Genomic DNA, 18,558 nt, shown 5'->3' with positions numbered 1-18,558 from the left:
CCAGGCGATGATCGCTGTCGATTTACCCGCTGCAGACCATCGGCTGGTGACCTTGCGCCACCTGGAACGCAGCGACGCGCCCGCCTGGTATGCCTACCTGGCCGACCCTGCCGTCGTGGAGCACACGAGCTGGGATTTGCGCAGCATCGATGATCTGCAAGCCAATTTCGATGACTATGCATCGGCAGAGCCGTCTTCGTCCATACGGCTGGCCGTCGTGCTGCGCGACGGCGGCCAGCTGGTGGGCACGATCGGCTTCAATGCCATTTCTCCGCAGCACCGCACGGCCGAAATCGCCTACGATCTTGCTCCTGCCGTGTGGGGGCAGGGCGTGGCCACCTCCGTCGTGAACGCCGTCGTGGAGTGGGGCTTCCGGCACCTTGGTTTGCTGCGCATTCAGGCGACCGTGCTGGAGAGTAATGAACGTTCGATCCGCGTGCTCGAACGCTGCGCTTTCGAACGGGAAGGCTATCTGCGCTGTTACCGGCAAGTTCGCGGAAGATCGGGCAATTTCTGGCTGTCTGCGCGCATTGCCGGCGTGCGATGAATAAACTTCCCCTGAGTATCCTGCTGGTGGAAGACCACCTGGCCATCGCGCGCCAGGTGCTCGATTTCCTCGACGGCTTGGGCTGGCAGACGGACCATGCGGGCACGGGCGCGCTGGCCGTGCAATTGGCCACGCGCAACGTCTATGACGTGGTGCTGCTGGACCTGAACCTGCCCGACCTGGATGGCTTGCAAGTGTGCCGCGCCATCAAGGCCGGGGCGCCCAGCAATGTGCCGATTCTGATGTTGACGGCGCGCGACTCTTACGAAGACAAGGCGCGCGGTTTCTGCGACGGCGCCGACGACTATTTGACCAAGCCGTTCGACTTGCGCGAAGTGGCCTTGCGCTGCGAAGCGCTGGCGCGCCGGCAGCAGTTGCACGTGCACCAGGAAATGCGCGTGGGTCCGTTTACCTTGCAGACGCGCGCAGGACGCGCCCTGTACCGTGACGCAACGCTGCCGCTGACGCAGACGGGTTTTAAGATCCTTCTGCTGCTGTGCCGCGAGCATCCGCACGCCGTATCGCGCTCGGCCTTGCTGCAAGCCCTGTGGGGCAGCCAGCCGCCCGACAGCGACGCTCTCAAATCGCACATCTACGCGCTGCGCAAGCAGCTGGAGTTGCTTGGCGGGTCTGGCGCGGCGGGCATGCTGGTGACCATACCGCAGCTGGGCTACCGCCTGGCCTTCGACGCTGCGGCATCGCCATGAGCCAGTCGATCCGGCAGCGCCTGTTCGCGGCCCTGGCCGGCTTCACCGTCCTGCTGTGCCTGTGCTACACGGGCCTGGCACTGGTGATTGCCTACGTCACGGAAGACATGCTGGTGCAGCGCCTGCTCGAACGCGAGGCGGTGGCCGTCAACCAGCGCTTGCGCCAGCACGGTCAGCTTACGCCGTCTGGCAGCGACCTCATCACGGTTTATGGCAGTTACCTTGATTTGCCTCAAGCGGTGCGTGCGCAAGTGCCGCCGTCCGCCCCGCGCGCGGAAGTGTTTACGACGACGGGCCAGCATTATCATGTGCTGGCGCTCGATTTCGTTACCGGCGGCAAGCCGGCCCGCTGCTATCTGCTGGCCGACGTGGCGCCCGTGCTGGTGGTGTCGCGCCTGACGCGGGAAGTGGGCGGTGTCGTGGCTGGGGTGGCGCTGGCGCTGATAGCCCTGGCCTTGCTACTGGCATACTGGCTTGCGCGGCGTCTCGTGCTGCCCTTGCAGCGTCTGGCCCACGAAGCGCGCCAGCTGGCGCCCGGCGGCGCCGTGCACTTCAGCGAGCGCGACCGTCCCGACGAGATCGGTTTCCTGGCGCGCCGCCTGGAAACCACGTTTACCGAACTGCAGGCAGTGTTGCGGCGGGAACAGGCATTCACCCGCGACGTCAGCCATGAATTGCGCACGCCGCTCACCCTGATGCATAACACACTGGCGCTGGCCTATGCGCAGCCGCTGGACAAGCAGGAGCAGGCGCAGCTGCGGCAAGCCACGGACGACATGCGCGCCACCATCGACGTGCTGTTCGCGCTGGCACGGGCCGAGCAATTGCCGGGCGACGTGGTGGAGTTGCGCGGCTGCATCGAGCAATGCCTGCTGCGCCTGCTCGACGAACACCCTTGGGATGCCAGCCTGCTGACCCTGGACTTGCCCGAGCGGCTGGAGGTGGTCGGCAACGTGCAACTGGTCATGTTGCTCCTAAATAATTGCCTGGGGAATGCCCTGTTCCATGGCGGCCCCGCTTGCCGCATCAGCATTGCGTTTGCGCAAGGCCGCTTGAGCATCGTCAATACGGTGACGGCGGGCCAGCCGCGGCGCGTCCACGGTTTCGCGCACGGCCAGAACCTGCTGCTGCGCCTGGCGCAAGCCATGCGCTGGGACATCGTTTTCCATCCGGGCGCGGCGCAGTACCGCGTCGACATCATTCCCCTCCAGAAACAGTAAAAAGCAGGGAGATTTCACCGCGATTTCACCGGCGCCTGCGTAAGCTGCAAGCTCTTGATCAACGGAGAAAACCGCATGAAATGTCTTATCAGCCTGCTGGTGCTGGCCTGCACCAGCATCCCCGCGCTGGCGCAAGTGACCAGCCTCGTCCACAAAGAGGAAAAACGCCGCTACATCGTCTACACGCCGGCTGCATATCAAAGCCAGCCTCAGAAGACCTTTCCCGTCGTCTTCAATTTCCATGGCGGCGGCATGAGCATGGCGGAACAGATGCTGTACACGCAGATGAACAAGACGGCCGAGCGGCACCAGTTCATCGTCGTCTATCCGCAAGGCATCAAGCAGGATTGGAACGTGGGTTTCGGCATGGATTACCTGGCGGGCACGGACGACGTCGGCTTTACGCAAGCGATGTTGAGCAAACTCAAGCAGGATTACCGCATCGACGAGCAGCGCGTGTATGCCACGGGCCTGTCGCGCGGCGGTTTCTTTGCCCTGCGCCTGGCGGCCGAGCTGCCGCAGCAGTTCGCCGCCGTCGTCTCGGTGGGGGCGCCCATGCCGGAACCCGTGGTGCAGCATCACCAGAAAACGGACAAGGTCGGCATGCTGTTGATACAGGGCACGGCCGACAAGGTCGTGCTGTTCGAGGGCAAGGCCGCCAGCTACCTGTCGGCCGAAGGTACGTTCGATTACTGGCGCAGGCACAACGGCATCGAAGGCGCCAGGCCGCAGCCGCGCCTGCTTCCCGGTCCCGCTGGCGACGCCACGCAAGTGACCTGGCAGGAACAGGGGGCTGGTACGGGCGGCGCCAGCGTGGCCTTGCTCACCGTCAAGGAGGGCGGCCACACATGGCCGGGCGCCGATGCGTTTAATATTGGCCTGCCCATCGGCAAGACCACGCGCGCCATCGATGCAAATGAGGTGATGTGGGAGTTTTTCAGCCGCCATCGCCGTTGACGCCATGCTAGGATGGCGGCGCAGGGCGTAACCATCAGGCAATAGGAAAGGCAGGCACAGTGGGATTATCAACAGCAGGTATCGCGGCCATGGCCGCGGCGATCTTTGCCAAGCCCGGCGTGGCCGTGGCGCAGGCGTATTCGGAGGCGGAACGGGAAACGCTGCATTTCCACTCGCCTGCCGAGCTGTGCGCGTATGCGGCCAGGCTGGAGACCGAAGGGGCCGGCGAGGTGTTCCTGGCCGTGCATTACCCGGACATGGCCGGGCACTTTGCCCCGCGCCGTATCGCCCTCGACCCGGCCCAGTGCGGCGGCCTCACGTATCGTTATGTGTGCGAAGGCTGGGGCGTCATCCACGTGTATCTGCGCCTGTCCAGCGGCAAGGGACTGGCGTCGCAGGTGAGCGCCAATTCGCAAAAGCGCGCGGAAAAATGGCAGCGCCATTACCCGGAATTCGGTTCGCCCGACGCCTGGGACTGGGACGCCGTGGGCCGCCACGAACGCCGGTTGATCCGCGTGCTGAAGAAGGTTGCCGAGCAGGAAGGTTTGACATGACGGACATGATGCAGATCAATCCCATCACCATCTTTTGCCGCTCCCTGGCGCAGCTCTCCGCCATGCTCGACAAGACCGGCACCGCGCCGCACATGCTGGCGGCGCGCCTGCACCCGGACATGCTGCCATTCGCCCAGCAAGTGCGCGCGGCCGTGAGCTTTTCCCTGCGCGGCTGCTGCCCGCTGGCAGGGCTGGACGTGGCCGATTTCAGCGGCGCCGCCAGCCTGCAGGAACAGATCGCGCAGACCATGCGCTACCTCAAGGCCATCCCCGCGGAACGTTTTGACGGGCCGCCCGGGCGCATCTGCCGCGACCGGGCCGGTTTTGCCGACATCGCGCTGCCGGCCGATGAGTATTTGAATCTGTACATTGTGCCGAATTTCTACTTTCATTTCAGCATGGCGTATGCGATTGCGCGCAGCGGCGGCGCGGCCATCGGCAAGGGTGATTTCGATGGCTATCACGCTTACGCGCCGGGTTTCAGTTTTGAGCGTCCCGCCGCGCCGTAGTGGCTACAGCCCCGCATCCTTCCAGGTAGACAGTCCCAGCCGCTTCAACAGCCGGCCCGACAGCCCGCAGCTCCAGCAACTGATCTGGATTTGCCGGTACCGTGCCGGGTCTGCATGCCAGGCTTGCTCGGCGTAGGCGAGCAGCGCGTCGCTGAGGGCAGAGTTGTCGGCGACGGGCGGCAGGCGCGACATCAATTCAAGCACGCCGTGCGTGGCCTCCTTGATCTGCAGCAAACCGGCCAGCAGGGCGCGCAGCACGGCGTCGTCGATGTTGCTGCTCGCTTGCGTGAAACGCTGCTGCCAGCACGGGCTGCGCGTCTGCCACAGTGCCAGCAGCGCAGGCATGTCGGCCGCTTGCAGTTGCCCGATCAGCTCGTCCGCCTCGAGGAACAGGTCGAGGCGGTCGTATTCATCGTCGTCGCTGCACAGCAGTTCATCCAGCTCGTTTAACAGGCTCATGCCACCACGTTCACGGGAGCACCGCGTTCGAACGCTTCCACGTTGCCGATCAGGATGTCGGCCAGCTTCTGCATGGCCTCGCCGCTGGCCCAGGCCGTGTGCGGCGTGAGGATGAAGTTGGGCAGGCGCAAATTTAACAGCGGGTTGTCGGGCGGGGGCGGCTCCTTGGACAGCACGTCGAAACCGGCGCCGGCGATCACGCCGTTTTTCAAGGCCTCGGCCAAGGCGGCTTCGTCGACAAGGCCGCCCCGCGCCGTGTTGATCAGCAGCGACGTCGGCTGCATGCGCGCCAGTTCCTTTGCTCCGATGATGTTGCGCGTCTTGTCCGTCAAGGGCAGGTGCAGGCTCAGTACGTCGGAGGTGGCCAGCAGTTCGTCAAAACTCACTTCCTTGACGCCGTCTTCCTGGATCGGGGAACGGTTGTGGACGATCACCTGCATGCCGAAGGCGCGCCCCAGCTGGGCCACGGACTTGCCCAGCGCGCCGTAGCCGAGCAGACCCAGGCGGCTGCCGGCCAGGTCGCGGATCGGGTGGCCGAACAGGCAGAAGCGGTCGGACGCCTGCCACAGTCCCGCTTCCACGTCCGCGCGGTAGGCGATGAGCTGGCGGCGCAGGGCCAGCATCAGGGCCAAGGTATGCTCGGGCACGGTGGCGCGCGCGTAGTCGCGGATATTCGCCACGACGATGCCCCGCTCGCGGCAGGCGGCCAGGTCGAGGATATCCGTGCCCGTGGCGGCCACGGCGATCATTTGCAGGTCCGGCAACTGCGCCAGATCGGCCGCGCGCAGCGGCACCTTGTTCGTGATGGCGATCGTGGCGCCTTGCAGGCGAGCCACCGTCTGTTCGCTGCCCTTGGTGTGCGCATGTTCTTGCCAGCTATGGGCGAAGGCGGGCGGGCGCACGGTGGCGATCAGGCTGTCGCGGTCGAGAAAGACGATGCGGTGCGGGGGCGGCGGTGTGCTTGCTGCGGTCATGGCTGGGCCTCGGTCAGGGTGGCACGCGCGGGCAGGGTGCTCTTGCCCTTCAGTTGCGTGGCCGGGTGGTTGGTAAACATGTCGGCGACCCATTCGACGAATACGCGCACCTTGGCGGACAGGTGGCGGTTGGGCGGATAGATCACGTGGATGGGCAGCGGGTCGGATTCCCATTCGCTGAGCAATTCCACCATTTTGCCCTGTTCCAGCAGCGGTGCAAGCATGAAATGCGTCATTTGCACGATGCCCAGGCCCGCCAGGCCGGCGGCCGCGTAGGCGTTCGAGTCGTTCAGGGCGATATGGCTGGGCATGGACATCTGGATGCGTTCGCCGGCGCGCGTGAAATCCCAGTCGAAGGTCTTGCCCGTCTTGGCGGAGAAAAAATTCACGCCCCGGTGCTGCGCCAGGTCGTTCGGGTGCTGCGGCGTGCCGTACCGCGCCAGGTAGCCGGGCGCGGCGCAGGTGATGAAATGCAATACGCCGACCCGGCGCGCGATGAGGTTCAGGTCGCCCAATTCTCCGCCGCGCACGGCGCAATCGACGCCTTCCTCGATCAGGTCGACGGGGCGGTCGCTGCAGCCCAGTTCCAGCGAGATGTCCGGGTAGCGGGCAAAGAAGTCGGGCAGGGCGGGGATGATCAGTTCGCTGGCCAGGGCCGTGGGCGCATCCACGCGCAGCCGCCCGCTGGGACTCAAACGCGTGCGCGACAGCGATTCTTCGGCCTCGCGCACGTCCGACAGGATGCGCACGCAGCGTTCGTAATAGGCGGCGCCATCGGACGTGATGCTGACGTGGCGCGTGGTGCGGTTGAGCAACTTAACCGACAGGCTCGCTTCCAGCGACTGGATCAGGGTCGAGACAGTGGCTTTCGGCAGCTGCATGTTTTCCGCCGCGCGCGTAAAGCCGCCCGCATCGACGACTTGGATGAAAACTTCCATGGCTTGCAGCTTGTTCACTTGATTTCCTATCACTTTACGTTCGATTATTCAGAATCCTGAATAATCAATTCGTCATTGCACTCTTTATCAGATTGTAGATCAAGTCTATAGTTGTTGTACTGCAGCATAAATGTGATTGCCGCAGGAAGTTCACAGGAGAAATATCATGGGTCATCGGAATGGAATCTTTGCAGTGCTCGCTCTCGCTATGAGCTCGCTCGCTCTGGCCGCGATGGTATCGACGGATGCATACTCGATGGCGGCGCAAAGCGAAGCGAGCGGGTATAGCGCCCTGACCCATGAAGTGGGCGGCGTCGCCCTGTTGTGCCTGAACGACACGGTGCTCGATGCTGCGGTGCCGCCGGTGGTGGCGCAATGAGCTTTGCCGACACCGCGGCCGAACTGGCGCCTGGCCAGGCGCTGAAGATACGCGACATCCAGGTGCAGGGCGCGCAGGATGCGCTCGGCGCGCGCGTCTACACGGCCGGCGTGCCGGGCGCCAAGCAGCCGAACCTGATGGTTTTCTTCCATGGCGGCGGCTTTGTCGACGGCGACCTGGACGACGCGGACGACTTCCTGCGCTGCCTCGTGCTGAGCAATCCCGACCACGTGGTGCTGGCCGCGAACTACACCCTGGCCCGCGTGCGGCCATTTCCCGCCGCCGTGGAAGACGCGCATGCCGTGCTGCTGTGGGCAAAAAAGAACAAGTCCAAGCTGGGCTGGACGGGCAAGCAGATGGTGGTATCGGGCATCGAAGCGGGCGCCAACCTCGCCGCCGTATGCGCGATGATGTCGCGCGACCGGGGCGGACCGCCCCTCGCGGGCCAGGTGCTGATCATGCCCATGCTCGACCCCGGCCTGTCGACCTGCTCGATGCGCCACTTGCCGAGCTGTCCCGACCTGGCGGAAGTGGCGGACCAGTGCGCCGCCGCCTACCGTGGCTACTTGCCGAATGCCGCTGACCGTACCCATCCGTACGCGTCGCCATTGCAGTCGAGCCGCCTGAAGAACCTGCCGCCAGCCTTGATCTTGTCCAGCGAAGACGACCCATTGCGCGACGAGGCTGAACAATACGGCAGCAAATTGATCGCCTGCGGCATCAAGACCACCGTGCGGCGCATGGCCGCCGCGCCGCTGCAAGACGCCACCGCCCGTAATGAATGCGCCTGCAAGGTGCAGGTATTGAGCGAAATTAGCAGTTTCGTCGCCGGACTGGGGCAGGAGCCCGAGTCATGACGCCGCCATCCGCGGCACCGCAAAAAAACTTACACTAATCAGTTTACTTTTTGAGTTTTGGTTGCTACACTACGCAGTGTAGTTCCCTTCCTGCCTGAGTTGTGCGTTCGCACAGCCAGCTTCGTCGTCCCCGTCCGCTTTTAAGCAGCTGGCGGCCTGTTTACCTTTGATCGAGCGCCGTCGGGCGCCATGGCACCACCATTCACTTTTTCAGTTGGGTTGCTTCCTGCCGCCCATACCATTAGAAATTTTCATAAAACAGGGAAATAAAATGAAAAACGTTCAACAATTTTCCACTCTGCTGAAGCCCCTGGCTGCCTCGCTCGCGCTGGCAGGTCTGGTGGCCGTGAGCCTGGCCGGCTGCGATTCGGCCAACAGCAAGGTGCCCGACGCGCCAGCGGCCGGCGGCCCGCCCATCTCGGCCGCCGCCGTCGTGGAAAAACAGATCACGGAAACGCAGGAATTCTCGGGCCGCCTGGAAGCGATCGAGCGCGTGGAAATCCGCTCGCGGGTCGGCGGCTTCATCACGGCCGTCAACTTCAAGCCGGGCAGCGAAGTCAAAAAAGGCGACGTGCTGTTCGTCATCGACCCGCGCCCATTCCAGGCCGAAGTGTCGCGCGCCGAAGGCACGGCTGCCTCGGCCCGCGCCAAGGCGGAACTGGCCAAGCTGGAATTGTCGCGCGCTGAAAAGCTGCTGGCCGAAAAAGCCATCGCCCAGCGCGAATTCGATGAAAAGGCCTCGGGCTTGAAAGAGCTGGACGCGAATGCCCGCTCGGCGCAAGCCGCGTATGAAGCGGCCAGGCTGAACCTGTCGTACACGCAGGTGCAGGCGCCGATCAGCGGCCGCGTCAGCAAGGCGGAAATCACCGTCGGCAACCTGATCGACGCTTCCGCCATCCTCACCTCCGTGGTGTCGACGGACCGCATCTACGCCAGCTTCGACGGCGATGAAGATACGTATCTGCGCGTGGCCGGCACGGCGCAAAAGGGCACGCCCGTCACCGTCAAGGTGGGCCTGGCCAACGAAACGGGCTTCCCGCACGAAGGCAAGCTGGAATTCGTCGACAACCAGCTCGACCCGGCCACGGGCAGCGTGCGCATGCGCGCCACCTTCGCCAACGCCGAGCGCCAGCTGGTGCCGGGCCTGTTCGCGCGCATCCAGCTCGACGGCGGCAATGGCCCGCAGGCGCAAAGCACGGCGCTGTTGATCAGCGACCGCGCCGTCGGCACGGACCAGAGCCGCAAATACGTCTACGTGGTAGGCGCAGACAACAAGGCTGAATACCGCGCCGTCAAGCTGGGCCCGGCCTCGGACGGCTTGCGCGTGGTGCGCGAAGGCTTGAAGGCGGGCGAAAAGATCGTCGTCAACGGCTTGCAGCGCGTGCGCCCCGGTGCGCCCGTGACGCCGCAGATGGTGGCGATGGATTTCGACCCGACCGCGCCCGTCGCTCCCGCAAAACCTGAAGTAAAAGACGCCAAGATCGCCGCGAAAGCAGCATCGACTTCCAAGGAATAAACATGAATTTTTCCCGCTTTTTCATCGACAAGCCGATTTTCGCGGCGGTGCTGTCGATTGTCATATTCGTGGCCGGGCTGCTGTCGATTTTCGGCCTGCCCATCTCCGAATATCCCGACGTCGTGCCGCCATCCGTGGTGGTGCGCGCGCAATACCCGGGCGCCAACCCGAAAGTGATCGCCGAAACCGTGGCCGCGCCGCTCGAAGAGCAGATCAACGGCGTCGAGAACATGCTCTACATGTCCTCGCAAAACACCTCCGATGGCGCGATGATGCTGACCGTGACCTTCAAGATCGGCACCAACGTCGAGCAGGCCGAGACGCAGGTGCAGAACCGCGTGCAGCGCGCCTTGCCGCGCCTGCCCGAGGAAGTGCGCCAGATCGGCGTGACGACCGTCAAATCGTCGCCGAATCTGACCATGGTGGTGCACCTGGTCTCGCCGAACAAGCGCTATGACGACATGTACCTGCGCAACTACGCGGTGCTGAACGTCAAGGATCAACTGGCCCGTTTGCCCGGCATGGGCGACATCCAGATCTTCGGCGCCGGCGACTATGCCATGCGCATCTGGCTCGACCCGCAAAAGGTAGCGGCGCGCGGCATGACGGCGAACGATGTCGTCGACGCCATCCGCGAGCAGAACGTGCAGGTGGCCGCCGGCGTGATCGGCGCCTCGCCAGCGAAGAACTCGGACTTCCAGCTGACCGTCAACACCCAGGGCCGCCTGCAGACGCCCGAGGAATTCGGCGCCATCATCGTGCGCACCAATGCCGACGGCGCCGTCACGCACCTGAAGGACGTGGCGCGCGTGGAAATGGGCGCCAACAGCTACTCGCTGCGTTCGCTGCTGAACAATAATCCGGCCGTCGGCATGGGTATTTTCGAAGCGCCGAACGCCAACGCGCTGCAATTGTCGTCCGACGTGCGTTCCAAGATGGAAGAACTGAAAAAAGACTTCCCGCAAGGCGTGGAATACCGCATCGAGTACGACCCGACGCAGTTCGTGCGTTCGTCCATCGAAGCCGTGATCCATACCCTGCTGGAAGCCATCGCCCTGGTGGTGCTGGTGGTGATCATCTTCCTGCAAACCTGGCGCGCATCGATCATTCCGCTGCTGGCCGTTCCCGTCTCCATCGTCGGCACCTTTGCCGTGATGCTGGGCTTTGGCTTCTCGATCAACACCCTGTCGCTGTTCGGTCTCGTGCTGGCCATCGGTATCGTCGTCGATGACGCCATCGTGGTGGTGGAAAACGTCGAGCGCAACATCGAAGAAGGCTTGTCGCCGCGCGACGCCACCATCCAGGCCATGAAAGAGGTCAGCGGTCCTATCGTCGCCATCGCCCTGGTGCTGTGCGCCGTGTTCGTGCCGATCGCCTTCGTGCCAGGTTTGTCCGGCGAGTTTTACCGCCAGTTCGCGCTGACGATCGCCATTTCGACCGTGATTTCCGCTTTCAGCTCGCTGACCCTGGCGCCAGCCCTGTCGGCCGCGCTGTTGAAACCGCACGATGCGCCGAAAGACGCGCTGACGCGCGGCATGGACATGGTCTTCGGCCGCTTCTTCGCCTGGTTCAACCGCTTTTTCGGCCGCGCTTCGCACCGCTATGAAGCGGGCGTGAAGGGCGTGCTGGGCCGCAAGAGCGCCTCGCTGGGCGTGTATGCGCTGCTGGTCGTTGCCGCCATCTTCACCTTCAAGTCCGTACCGGCCGGTTTCGTGCCGGCGCAGGACAAGCAATACCTGGTGGGCTTTGCGCAATTGCCCGACGCCGCTTCGCTGGACCGCACGGAAGATGTCGTGCGCCGCATGTCCGACGTCATCAAGTCGGTGCCTGGCGTCGAATCGACCATCGCCTTCCCCGGCCTGTCGATCAACGACTTCACCAATGCGCCGAACGCCGGCATCGTCTTCGCCACCCTGAAGCCGTTCGATGAACGCGGCAGCAAGGAATTGTCGGGCGGCGCCATCGCGGCCGAGATCAACAAGCGCCTGGGCGGCATCCAGGACGCCTTCATCATGGTCTTCCCGCCGCCGCCTGTGAATGGCCTCGGCACCATCGGCGGCTTCAAGATGATGATCGAAGACCGCGGCAACCTCGGTTACGACGCGCTGTACAACGCCACCCAGGCGCTGGCCGCCAAGGCCTACCAGACGCCGGAACTGGCGGGCGTGTTCTCGGGCTACCAGATCAACGTGCCGCAGCTGTTCGCCGACGTCGACCGTGTAAAAGCCAAGCAGATGGGCGTGCAGCTGCAAACGATTTACCAGACCTTGCAGATCAACCTCGGTTCGCTGTACGTGAATGACTTCAATCAGTTTGGCCGCACCTACCAGGTGCGCGTACAAGCCGATGCGGCTTTCCGTTCACATGCCCAGGATATCGCGCAGCTGAAAGTCCGTAATGACAAAGGCGAAATGATCCCGCTGTCGTCGTTGATGCGCGTCAAGGATAGTTACGGTCCTGACCGCGTGCAGCGCTACAACGCGTATGCAGCAGCCGATTTCAACGGCGGCGCCGCGCCTGGCGTGTCGAGCGGCCAGGCGCAAGCCGCGCTGGAACGCATCGCCAAGGAAGTGCTGCCGCAGGGGATTTCGTATGAATGGACGGAGCTGACCTACCAGGACATCTTGTCCGGCAATACGATGATCTATGTGTTCCCGCTGTGCGTGCTGCTGGTGTTCCTGGTGCTCGCTGCCCAGTACGAAAGCTGGACCCTGCCGCTGGCCGTGATTTTGATCGTGCCGATGTCGATCCTGTGCGCCTTGCTGGGCGTCAAATTGACCGGCGGCGACAACAACGTGTTTACCCAGATCGCGCTGTTCGTGCTGGTGGGGCTGGCGTCGAAGAATGCGATCCTGATCGTGGAATTTGCCCGCGAACTGGAAGAGCATGGCCGCACCGTCGTGCAAGCGGCGCTGGAAGCGTGCCGCCTGCGTCTGCGTCCGATTTTGATGACGTCGATCGCCTTCATCATGGGCGTGGTGCCCCTCGTGTTCTCGCACGGCGCCGGTTCGGAAATGCGCCATGCGATGGGCGTGGCGGTGTTCGCCGGCATGCTGGGCGTGACCTTCTTCGGCCTGTTCCTGACGCCCGTGTTCTACGTACTGCTGCGCACCCTGGCGCAGCGTTTTGAGAAAAAACCAGCCGATGCTGCCGCCAAGCCTGCCGCCGCGCCAGCATTGAACCTGGAAGGAGATATATATTGAAAACCAAGGAAATCATCCGGCGCGCGGCGCCCGTCTTGAGCGCCATGGCCGCAGCCGTGCTGCTGGCCGCCTGCGCGGCGCCGGAATTCAAGCAGCCGCAGATCGAGACGCCGGCGGCGTTCAAGGAAGCGCAAACGCCTGCCGTGCAGACGGCGGCGGACGGCACGCGCTGGAAGCAGGGCGTGCCAGCCGAGCGCCAGGCGCGCGGCGAGTGGTGGCTGGCCTTCAATGATCCGGCCCTCACAAGCCTGATCAACGAGGCCACGCAAGCCAATGCCAACCTGGCGGTGGCCGCCGCCCGCGTCAAGCAGGCGAGGGCGATTGCCGGCATCGCCGAAGCGGACCGCATCCCGCAAGTGGGCGTCAACGTGGGCGGCCAGCGCAACCGCGCTTCCGCCGTGTCGCTCGGCTTGCCGAACGGCGCGCCGGTGGCGGCGACCAACGTCTACCAGGCCAACCTGACGGCCAGCTATGAAGTCGACCTGTTCGGCCGGGTGGCGGCCAACGTCAGCGCCTCGCGCAGCGATGCGCTGGCCGTGGAAGCGACTTACCGCTCGGTGCTGCTGTCCTTGCAGGCCGACGTGGCGCAAACCTACTTCCAGCTGCGCGCCACGGATGCGGAACTGGCGACCCTGGAACAGACGGTGCGCCTGCGCGAGGAAAGCGTGCATGTGAACCAGCGCCGCTATGACCTGGGCGACATCGGCGAATTCGACTTGTCCCGTGCCCGCACGGAGCTGTCGACCACGCGCGCCGAAGCCATCGGCCTGCAGCGCCAGCGCGCGACCAGCGAACATGCGCTGGCCGTCCTGCTGGGCAAACCGGCCGCCAGCTTCACGGCGGGCGTCAACCCGCTGCAGGACAGCGGCTTCCTGCCCGTGATCCCGGCCGGCATGCCGTCGTCCCTGCTGGAGCGCCGTCCCGACATCGCGTCGGCGCAGCGCACCATGGAAGCGTCGAATGCGCGCATCGGCGTGGCGAAATCGGCCATGTTTCCGGCCTTGACCCTGAACGCTTCCGGCGGCGGCGCGTCCGATACGTTCTCGGACATCTTCAAGTGGAGCAGCCGTTCCTGGCTGCTGGGCGCCCTGATGTCGATGCCCATCATCGACGGCGGACGCAATAAAGCTGCCGTGAGCCGCAGCGAAGCGCAGCTGGAAGAGTCGGTGGCCACGTATCGCCAGAGCGTGCTGGTGGCGTTCGCCGAGGTGGAAGACAACCTGGCCGGCCTGCGCATCCTGTCGGGCCAGACGCAGCAGATCGACGAAGCCGTCGTTTCGGCGCGCCGCTCGGCCGACCTGGCGCAAAAGCTGTACGACGCGGGCCGTTCCAGCTACCTCGATCTGCTCGACGCGCAGCGCAACCTGGCGGCCATCGAGCGCAACGCCGTGCAATTGCGCGGCAACCGCGCCGTCACCACCGTGGCGCTGATCCGCGCCCTGGGCGGCGGCTGGGGAGATGCCGAGCCGCAGGTGGCGGCCAACTGATTTCCGGCACCGCGGGCTGGCATGTCCGGCCCGCGGCAAGGAAAACATCGTCAAAACGGCGTCGTGCGCTTGCACGGCGCCGTTTTTTTGTTTTCAGCGAGTTGAATCCGTTTGCGGCAAGGCCGCGTAAGTACTCCTGCAATCACGCAAACGCAGTCATCCAGGAGATACCATCATGCGCACCTTTATTCCCGCAGCACTGTTTGTCACCGCCTTTACTTCCCTGCTGGCCGCCAGCGCCCCGTTTGCCGCCGACATGGCGACCATGGTGGGCGGCCAGAGCATGTATCCGAGCAAGGACATCGTCGACAACGCCGTCAATTCGGCCGACCATACGACCCTGGTCGCCGCCGTCAAGGCGGCCGGCCTGGTCGATACCTTGAAAGGCAAGGGCCCGTTCACCGTGTTCGCGCCGACGAATACGGCCTTCGGCAAGCTGCCGGCCGGCACCGTCGATACCCTGGTCAAGCCGGAAAACAAGGCAACCCTGACGAAAATCCTCACCTACCACGTGGTACCGGGCAAATACGACTTCAAGGCGCTGGCGAAGGAGATCAAAATGCATGACGGCAAGGCGACCCTGCCCACGGCCAGCGGGGGCAAGCTGATGTTCGCCATGAACGGCATGCACAACATCGTCGTGATGGACGAGGGCGGCAACAGCGCCAATATCAGCACCTATGATGTATATCAATCGAATGGCGTGATCAATGTCATTGACACGGTGCTGATGCCAAAATAAACGGACGAAAAAAAAGACAGGGAAAACCCTGTCTTTTTGGACGCTGCAGCCCTGATTACTTGGCTGGCGCTGCTGCCGGTGCGGAAGCTGCTGCTGCGGCCGGAGCTGCTGGCGTTGCCGGTGCGGCTTTCTTCGCCTTGTGATGCTTGGCTTTTTTGTGCGTCGCTGGCTTGACGGCTGCCGCTGGCGCTTCGGCCTTGGCGACAGGGGCGACGACAGGAACCGGTGCCACCGGTGCGACTGGCGCGACGGCTGGGGTCTGGGCGAAAGCGGCGGTGGCGAACAGGCTGGCGATCAGGGTGGCGATAACTTTTTTCATGATGAGATCCTTGGTGTATTTTCGGGGCGATGCAGTGAGAAGGAATTACTTGGCTGGAGCCGCTTCTGCGGTGGCCGATGCCATTTTTGCGTCAGCCTTGGCCTTGGTTTTCTTGGCCTTGTGGTGTGCCTTGGCTTTCGTGGTGGCCGCTTCCGCCTTGGCGCTGGCCACTTCCGTTTTCGCGGCGACGACAGCTTTCGCTTCTTTGGCGTCCGCCTTCACGACGGCTTGCGCTTCCTTGGCGTCAGCCTTGACGACGGCCTTGGTGTGGGCTGCCTCCACTTTGGCGGGAACCGAGGCTGCGGGAGCTGCGGGCGTTTGAGCAAAGGCAGCGGTTGCGAACAGGCCGGCGATCAGGGTAGCGATTACTTTTTTCATGGTGCAGTCCTCAGTGGTGGTTTGTCTGGTATGTCTGTTGGTGCCGGGATGATTCCCGTGTCACTGAGCATAAAACGCGCCCCCGGACGCTTGCGTTGACGCTCATTACAAACGCTTACATCTGCGTGGCATCCACGGCCAAAATGGCTTTCAGGATGTCTTCCGAACGGCGCTGCCCGTAGCCCTTGCCGTACGCGCTCGATGCGATGCTCACCACCATGCGGCGCGCCGGTATCACGTAGATCTTGTTGCCGCCGTTGCCCGAGGCGAAATGCACGGCGATCTTTTTCCCGGCCACGTCCTGCGACTTCGCGTACCAGAAATAACCGTAGCTGTCCGCGTAACGGTCGACGGCGCCGATGGCCACGCGCGGCGCCAGCGCTGCCTTGAGCCAGGCGGCATCGATCACCCTCTTGCCGTCAAATATGCCGTCGTCCAGCACCATCTGGCCGATTTTGGCCGTGTCGCGTGCGCGCAGCGACAGGTTGCCCTGGCCTTTCGGGTGGCGTGCCACGTCGCGGCCCCAGCTCCAGCGCGTGATGCCCAGCGGTGCGAACAGCGCCTTGGCGGCGTAGTCTTCCAGGTCGGCGCCGCTGGCGTTTTCCACCACGCGCCCGGCAATGTACGAACCCAGGGAGTTGTAGCGGTAGATGCTGCCCGGCTTTGTTGCGGCCGGCACGCCGCGCACGAAGGCGGCGGGGTCGGGCGCTTCATCGAGCTTGTCTTCATTGCCGGGCGACTGTTCGTCTTCATCGAAGGCGGCCAGGCCCGAACGCATGGTCAGCAAGTCGTCGAGGACGACCTTGCCCGCCGGGCTGGCAGCGACTTCGGGCCAGTAGCCGCCCACCGTTCCTGTTGTCGCCAGCTGGCCGCGCGCCACGGCTGCCCCCACCAGCAGCGCGGTGATGCTCTTGCCGGCCGAGCGGATGTCGTGCAGGGTGTCGGCCGTCTCGCCGTTGTAATAGCGCTCGGCGACGATGGCCCCGTCGCGCAGCACGACGACGGCGCGCAAGTCGCCATGGCTGTCGCGCTCCCGGGCTTGCAGGACTTGATCGAGGGTGGCGGGGGCGCTGTCCTGCGCCAGGACAGGGCATGACAGGAAGAGGGCACTCAATAGTGACAAGGGCAGGCGGCGCATGGACAGCTTTCGTGGCGATGGTCGGATTGCCAGTGTCGCCCATGTGCGCCGTTTTGTCGCGCGCAAGCTGGCCTGTTCGATGAAGTTCGCGTGAAGGCGCGCCGGACGAGCGCCATGCAAAAGGGACAGCCGAAGCTGTCCCTGGTACTGCAAGTGGCCACGCAAGCGCAGACCCGGCGGATGCGCTCCCGTGGCTACCTTTGTGCTTACTTTGCCGGTGTGGCAGCAACTGCGGCGTCCGCTTTTGCCGCATCCGCTTTTACCTTGGCTTTGCCGGCCTTGTGATGGGCCTTGGCCTTGGTGGCTTTGGCGTCGGCCTTGGCGCTGGCGACATCGGCTTTCGCATCGGCGACGACGACCGCTTCCTTGGCGTCGGCTTTCACGACAGCCTTGGTTTCCTTGGCTTCTGCCTTGGCGACGGCTTTCGTGTGGGCCGCTTCCGCCTTGGCGGGAACCGACGCTGCCGGGGCGGCAGGGGTTTGGGCGAAGGCTGCGGTAGCGAACAGGCCGGCGATGAGGGTAGCGATAACTTTTTTCATTTTATTTTCCTGGCGAGTGGTAAGTGATGGTGTGTCGATGATTACTTGGCGGCTGCTGGCGCTGGTGCAGATGCTGGCGCTGCAGCGGTGGCCGAAGCCAGTTTTGCGTCGGCCTTGGCCTTGGTTTTCTTGGCTTTGTGGTGCGCCTTGGCCTTGGTGGCAGTTGCTTCCGTTTTTGCGCTGGCCACTTCCGTTTTCGCGGCGACGACGGCTTTCGCTTCTTTTGCATCCGCTTTCACGACGGCTTGCGCTTCCTTGGCGTCGGCTTTGACGACAGCCTTGGTGTGCGCCGCTTCCACTTTGGCGGGGACCGACGCTGCCGGGGCGGCAGGGGTTTGGGCAAAGGCTGCGGTAGCGAACAGGCCGGCGATCAGGGTAACAATTGCTTTTTTCATGGTGCAGTCCTCTGTGGTGGTTTGTCTGGTATGTCGGTTGGTGCCGGGATGATTCCCGTGTCACTGAGCAGAAAACGCGCCCCGGAAGGTTATGGTTGACCTTGTTTACACTTGCTTACAATCAGGTGATTTAAGCGACGTTCATTGAAGAAGGCTGCATGAAAATGCAAAAAGACAGCCGAGGCTGTCTTTTTGTGTGGCGCGGAAAAGCGCGGAGGGACTTACTTGGCTGCTGCTGCGGTCGCTTCAGTTTTGGCTTCGTCAGCCTTGGCTTTGGCTTTTTTCGCTTTGTGATGGGCTTTTGCCTTGGTGGCGGCTGCGTCGGCCTTGGCGCTGGCGACATCGGCCTTGGCATCGGCGGCGACGGCTGCTTCTTTCGCATCGGCTTTGACTACGGCCTTGGTTTCCTTGGCTTCTGCTTTTGCCACTTCCTTGGTGTGCTTGGCTTCGGCCTTGGCAGGCACGGCTGGCGTTTGAGCAAAGGCTGCGGTAGCGAACAAGCCGGCGATCAGAGTAGCGATTACTTTTTTCATGGTGCAGTTCCTCGAGAAGTGGGGTTGTAGTTCAGGAGATGCATTTCCCCTGTCACTGAGCCAAAAACGCGCCGCACGGCAATAGCGTTGACAACGATTCGATCTAATTACAAACACTTACATTTGCCGGGGCGGGCGCTCTGTTAGCTGGCGTACCGCGCCAGGTGCCGCGGCGGCCTAGACTCAAGGCCACATGCCGTTCCGGGG

The 18,558-nt window shown here is 63.6% G+C and carries 21 protein-coding genes; 12 read left to right on the top strand and 9 right to left on the bottom strand.

The window, feature by feature from the left end:
- Window positions 1–7: 7 nt before the first annotated feature.
- From BZG29_RS19150 to BZG29_RS19125, 6 genes are all read left to right on the top strand, one after another.
- Window positions 8–547: a GNAT family N-acetyltransferase gene (locus BZG29_RS19150; protein ID WP_077406355.1), complete on the top strand. Its 540-nt coding sequence runs from the start codon at window positions 8–10 to the stop codon at window positions 545–547.
- Entirely contained in the window at window positions 544–1,254 is a 711-nt protein-coding gene (locus BZG29_RS19145; protein WP_077406352.1) for a response regulator transcription factor, read from the top strand. The genes BZG29_RS19150 and BZG29_RS19145 overlap by 4 nt, the downstream gene beginning before the upstream one ends.
- Entirely contained in the window at window positions 1,251–2,474 is a 1,224-nt protein-coding gene (locus BZG29_RS19140) for a HAMP domain-containing sensor histidine kinase (RefSeq protein ID WP_077406349.1), read from the top strand. Before BZG29_RS19145 ends, BZG29_RS19140 begins: the two co-directional genes overlap by 4 nt.
- 75 nt (window positions 2,475–2,549) lie before the next feature.
- Window positions 2,550–3,431: an alpha/beta hydrolase-fold protein gene (locus BZG29_RS19135; protein ID WP_077409190.1), complete on the top strand. Its 882-nt coding sequence runs from the start codon at window positions 2,550–2,552 to the stop codon at window positions 3,429–3,431.
- Between the two features lie 89 nt (window positions 3,432–3,520).
- Complete coding sequence (locus BZG29_RS19130; protein ID WP_077406345.1) at window positions 3,521–3,985, top strand: hypothetical protein; 465 nt, start codon at window positions 3,521–3,523, stop codon at window positions 3,983–3,985.
- Window positions 3,982–4,494 carry a DUF1993 domain-containing protein gene (locus BZG29_RS19125; RefSeq protein WP_253192649.1) on the top strand — a complete coding sequence of 171 codons (513 nt, stop codon included), beginning with the start codon at window positions 3,982–3,984 and terminating at the stop codon, window positions 4,492–4,494. Before BZG29_RS19130 ends, BZG29_RS19125 begins: the two co-directional genes overlap by 4 nt.
- A gap of 3 nt (window positions 4,495–4,497) precedes the next feature.
- Here the strand turns inward: BZG29_RS19125 and BZG29_RS19120 are convergent, their stop codons facing one another.
- The 3 genes from BZG29_RS19120 to BZG29_RS19110 are packed head-to-tail and all read right to left on the bottom strand — an operon-like array spanning window position 4,498 to window position 6,883.
- On the bottom strand, window positions 4,498–4,953 hold the full coding sequence (locus tag BZG29_RS19120; RefSeq protein ID WP_077406342.1) for a hypothetical protein: 456 nt from the start codon (window positions 4,951–4,953) through the stop codon (window positions 4,498–4,500).
- A complete protein-coding gene (locus tag BZG29_RS19115; RefSeq protein WP_077406339.1) occupies window positions 4,950–5,927 on the bottom strand; it encodes a D-2-hydroxyacid dehydrogenase in 978 nt (325 codons plus the stop codon). The genes BZG29_RS19120 and BZG29_RS19115 overlap by 4 nt, the downstream gene beginning before the upstream one ends.
- Complete coding sequence (locus BZG29_RS19110) at window positions 5,924–6,883, bottom strand: LysR family transcriptional regulator (RefSeq protein WP_077406336.1); 960 nt, start codon at window positions 6,881–6,883, stop codon at window positions 5,924–5,926. The genes BZG29_RS19115 and BZG29_RS19110 overlap by 4 nt, the downstream gene beginning before the upstream one ends.
- 190 nt (window positions 6,884–7,073) lie before the next feature.
- Between BZG29_RS19110 and BZG29_RS28205 the strand changes: the two genes are divergently transcribed.
- From BZG29_RS28205 to BZG29_RS19080, 6 genes are all read left to right on the top strand, one after another.
- On the top strand, window positions 7,074–7,244 hold the full coding sequence (locus BZG29_RS28205) for a hypothetical protein (protein ID WP_171985059.1): 171 nt from the start codon (window positions 7,074–7,076) through the stop codon (window positions 7,242–7,244).
- Complete coding sequence (locus BZG29_RS19100; RefSeq protein ID WP_077406330.1) at window positions 7,241–8,101, top strand: alpha/beta hydrolase; 861 nt, start codon at window positions 7,241–7,243, stop codon at window positions 8,099–8,101. The genes BZG29_RS28205 and BZG29_RS19100 overlap by 4 nt, the downstream gene beginning before the upstream one ends.
- A gap of 271 nt (window positions 8,102–8,372) precedes the next feature.
- Entirely contained in the window at window positions 8,373–9,617 is a 1,245-nt protein-coding gene (locus BZG29_RS19095; RefSeq protein WP_070258022.1) for an efflux RND transporter periplasmic adaptor subunit, read from the top strand.
- Between the two features lie 2 nt (window positions 9,618–9,619).
- A complete protein-coding gene (locus tag BZG29_RS19090) occupies window positions 9,620–12,820 on the top strand; it encodes an efflux RND transporter permease subunit (protein ID WP_077406327.1) in 3,201 nt (1,066 codons plus the stop codon).
- Between the two features lie 44 nt (window positions 12,821–12,864).
- A complete protein-coding gene (locus tag BZG29_RS19085; protein ID WP_077409188.1) occupies window positions 12,865–14,307 on the top strand; it encodes an efflux transporter outer membrane subunit in 1,443 nt (480 codons plus the stop codon).
- 265 nt (window positions 14,308–14,572) lie between these two features.
- Window positions 14,573–15,049, top strand: a complete 477-nt coding sequence (locus BZG29_RS19080; protein ID WP_253192906.1) for a fasciclin domain-containing protein — start codon at window positions 14,573–14,575, stop codon at window positions 15,047–15,049.
- Between the two features lie 55 nt (window positions 15,050–15,104).
- On the opposite strand, the gene BZG29_RS19075 is transcribed toward BZG29_RS19080, so the two are convergent.
- The 6 genes from BZG29_RS19075 to BZG29_RS19050 form a co-directional block, all read right to left on the bottom strand.
- Window positions 15,105–15,368: a hypothetical protein gene (locus BZG29_RS19075; RefSeq protein ID WP_077406321.1), complete on the bottom strand. Its 264-nt coding sequence runs from the start codon at window positions 15,366–15,368 to the stop codon at window positions 15,105–15,107.
- A 45-nt stretch (window positions 15,369–15,413) separates the two neighbouring features.
- Entirely contained in the window at window positions 15,414–15,746 is a 333-nt protein-coding gene (locus BZG29_RS19070) for a hypothetical protein (protein ID WP_077406318.1), read from the bottom strand.
- A 115-nt stretch (window positions 15,747–15,861) separates the two neighbouring features.
- Window positions 15,862–16,884, bottom strand: a complete 1,023-nt coding sequence (locus tag BZG29_RS19065) for a serine hydrolase (protein WP_077406315.1) — start codon at window positions 16,882–16,884, stop codon at window positions 15,862–15,864.
- Window positions 16,885–17,090: 206 nt separating this feature from the next.
- Window positions 17,091–17,423 carry a hypothetical protein gene (locus BZG29_RS19060; RefSeq protein ID WP_077406311.1) on the bottom strand — a complete coding sequence of 111 codons (333 nt, stop codon included), beginning with the start codon at window positions 17,421–17,423 and terminating at the stop codon, window positions 17,091–17,093.
- 41 nt (window positions 17,424–17,464) lie between these two features.
- Window positions 17,465–17,818, bottom strand: coding sequence for a hypothetical protein (locus tag BZG29_RS19055; protein ID WP_077406308.1), 354 nt, complete (start codon window positions 17,816–17,818; stop codon window positions 17,465–17,467).
- A gap of 221 nt (window positions 17,819–18,039) precedes the next feature.
- A complete protein-coding gene (locus BZG29_RS19050) occupies window positions 18,040–18,351 on the bottom strand; it encodes a hypothetical protein (protein WP_077406305.1) in 312 nt (103 codons plus the stop codon).
- Window positions 18,352–18,558: the final 207 nt, after the last annotated feature.

It is taken from the genome of Janthinobacterium sp. LM6, from assembly GCF_002002885.1.
Lineage (GTDB): Bacteria > Pseudomonadota > Gammaproteobacteria > Burkholderiales > Burkholderiaceae_D > Janthinobacterium > Janthinobacterium kumbetense.
This window is presented reverse-complemented; position numbering and strand designations above follow the sequence as displayed.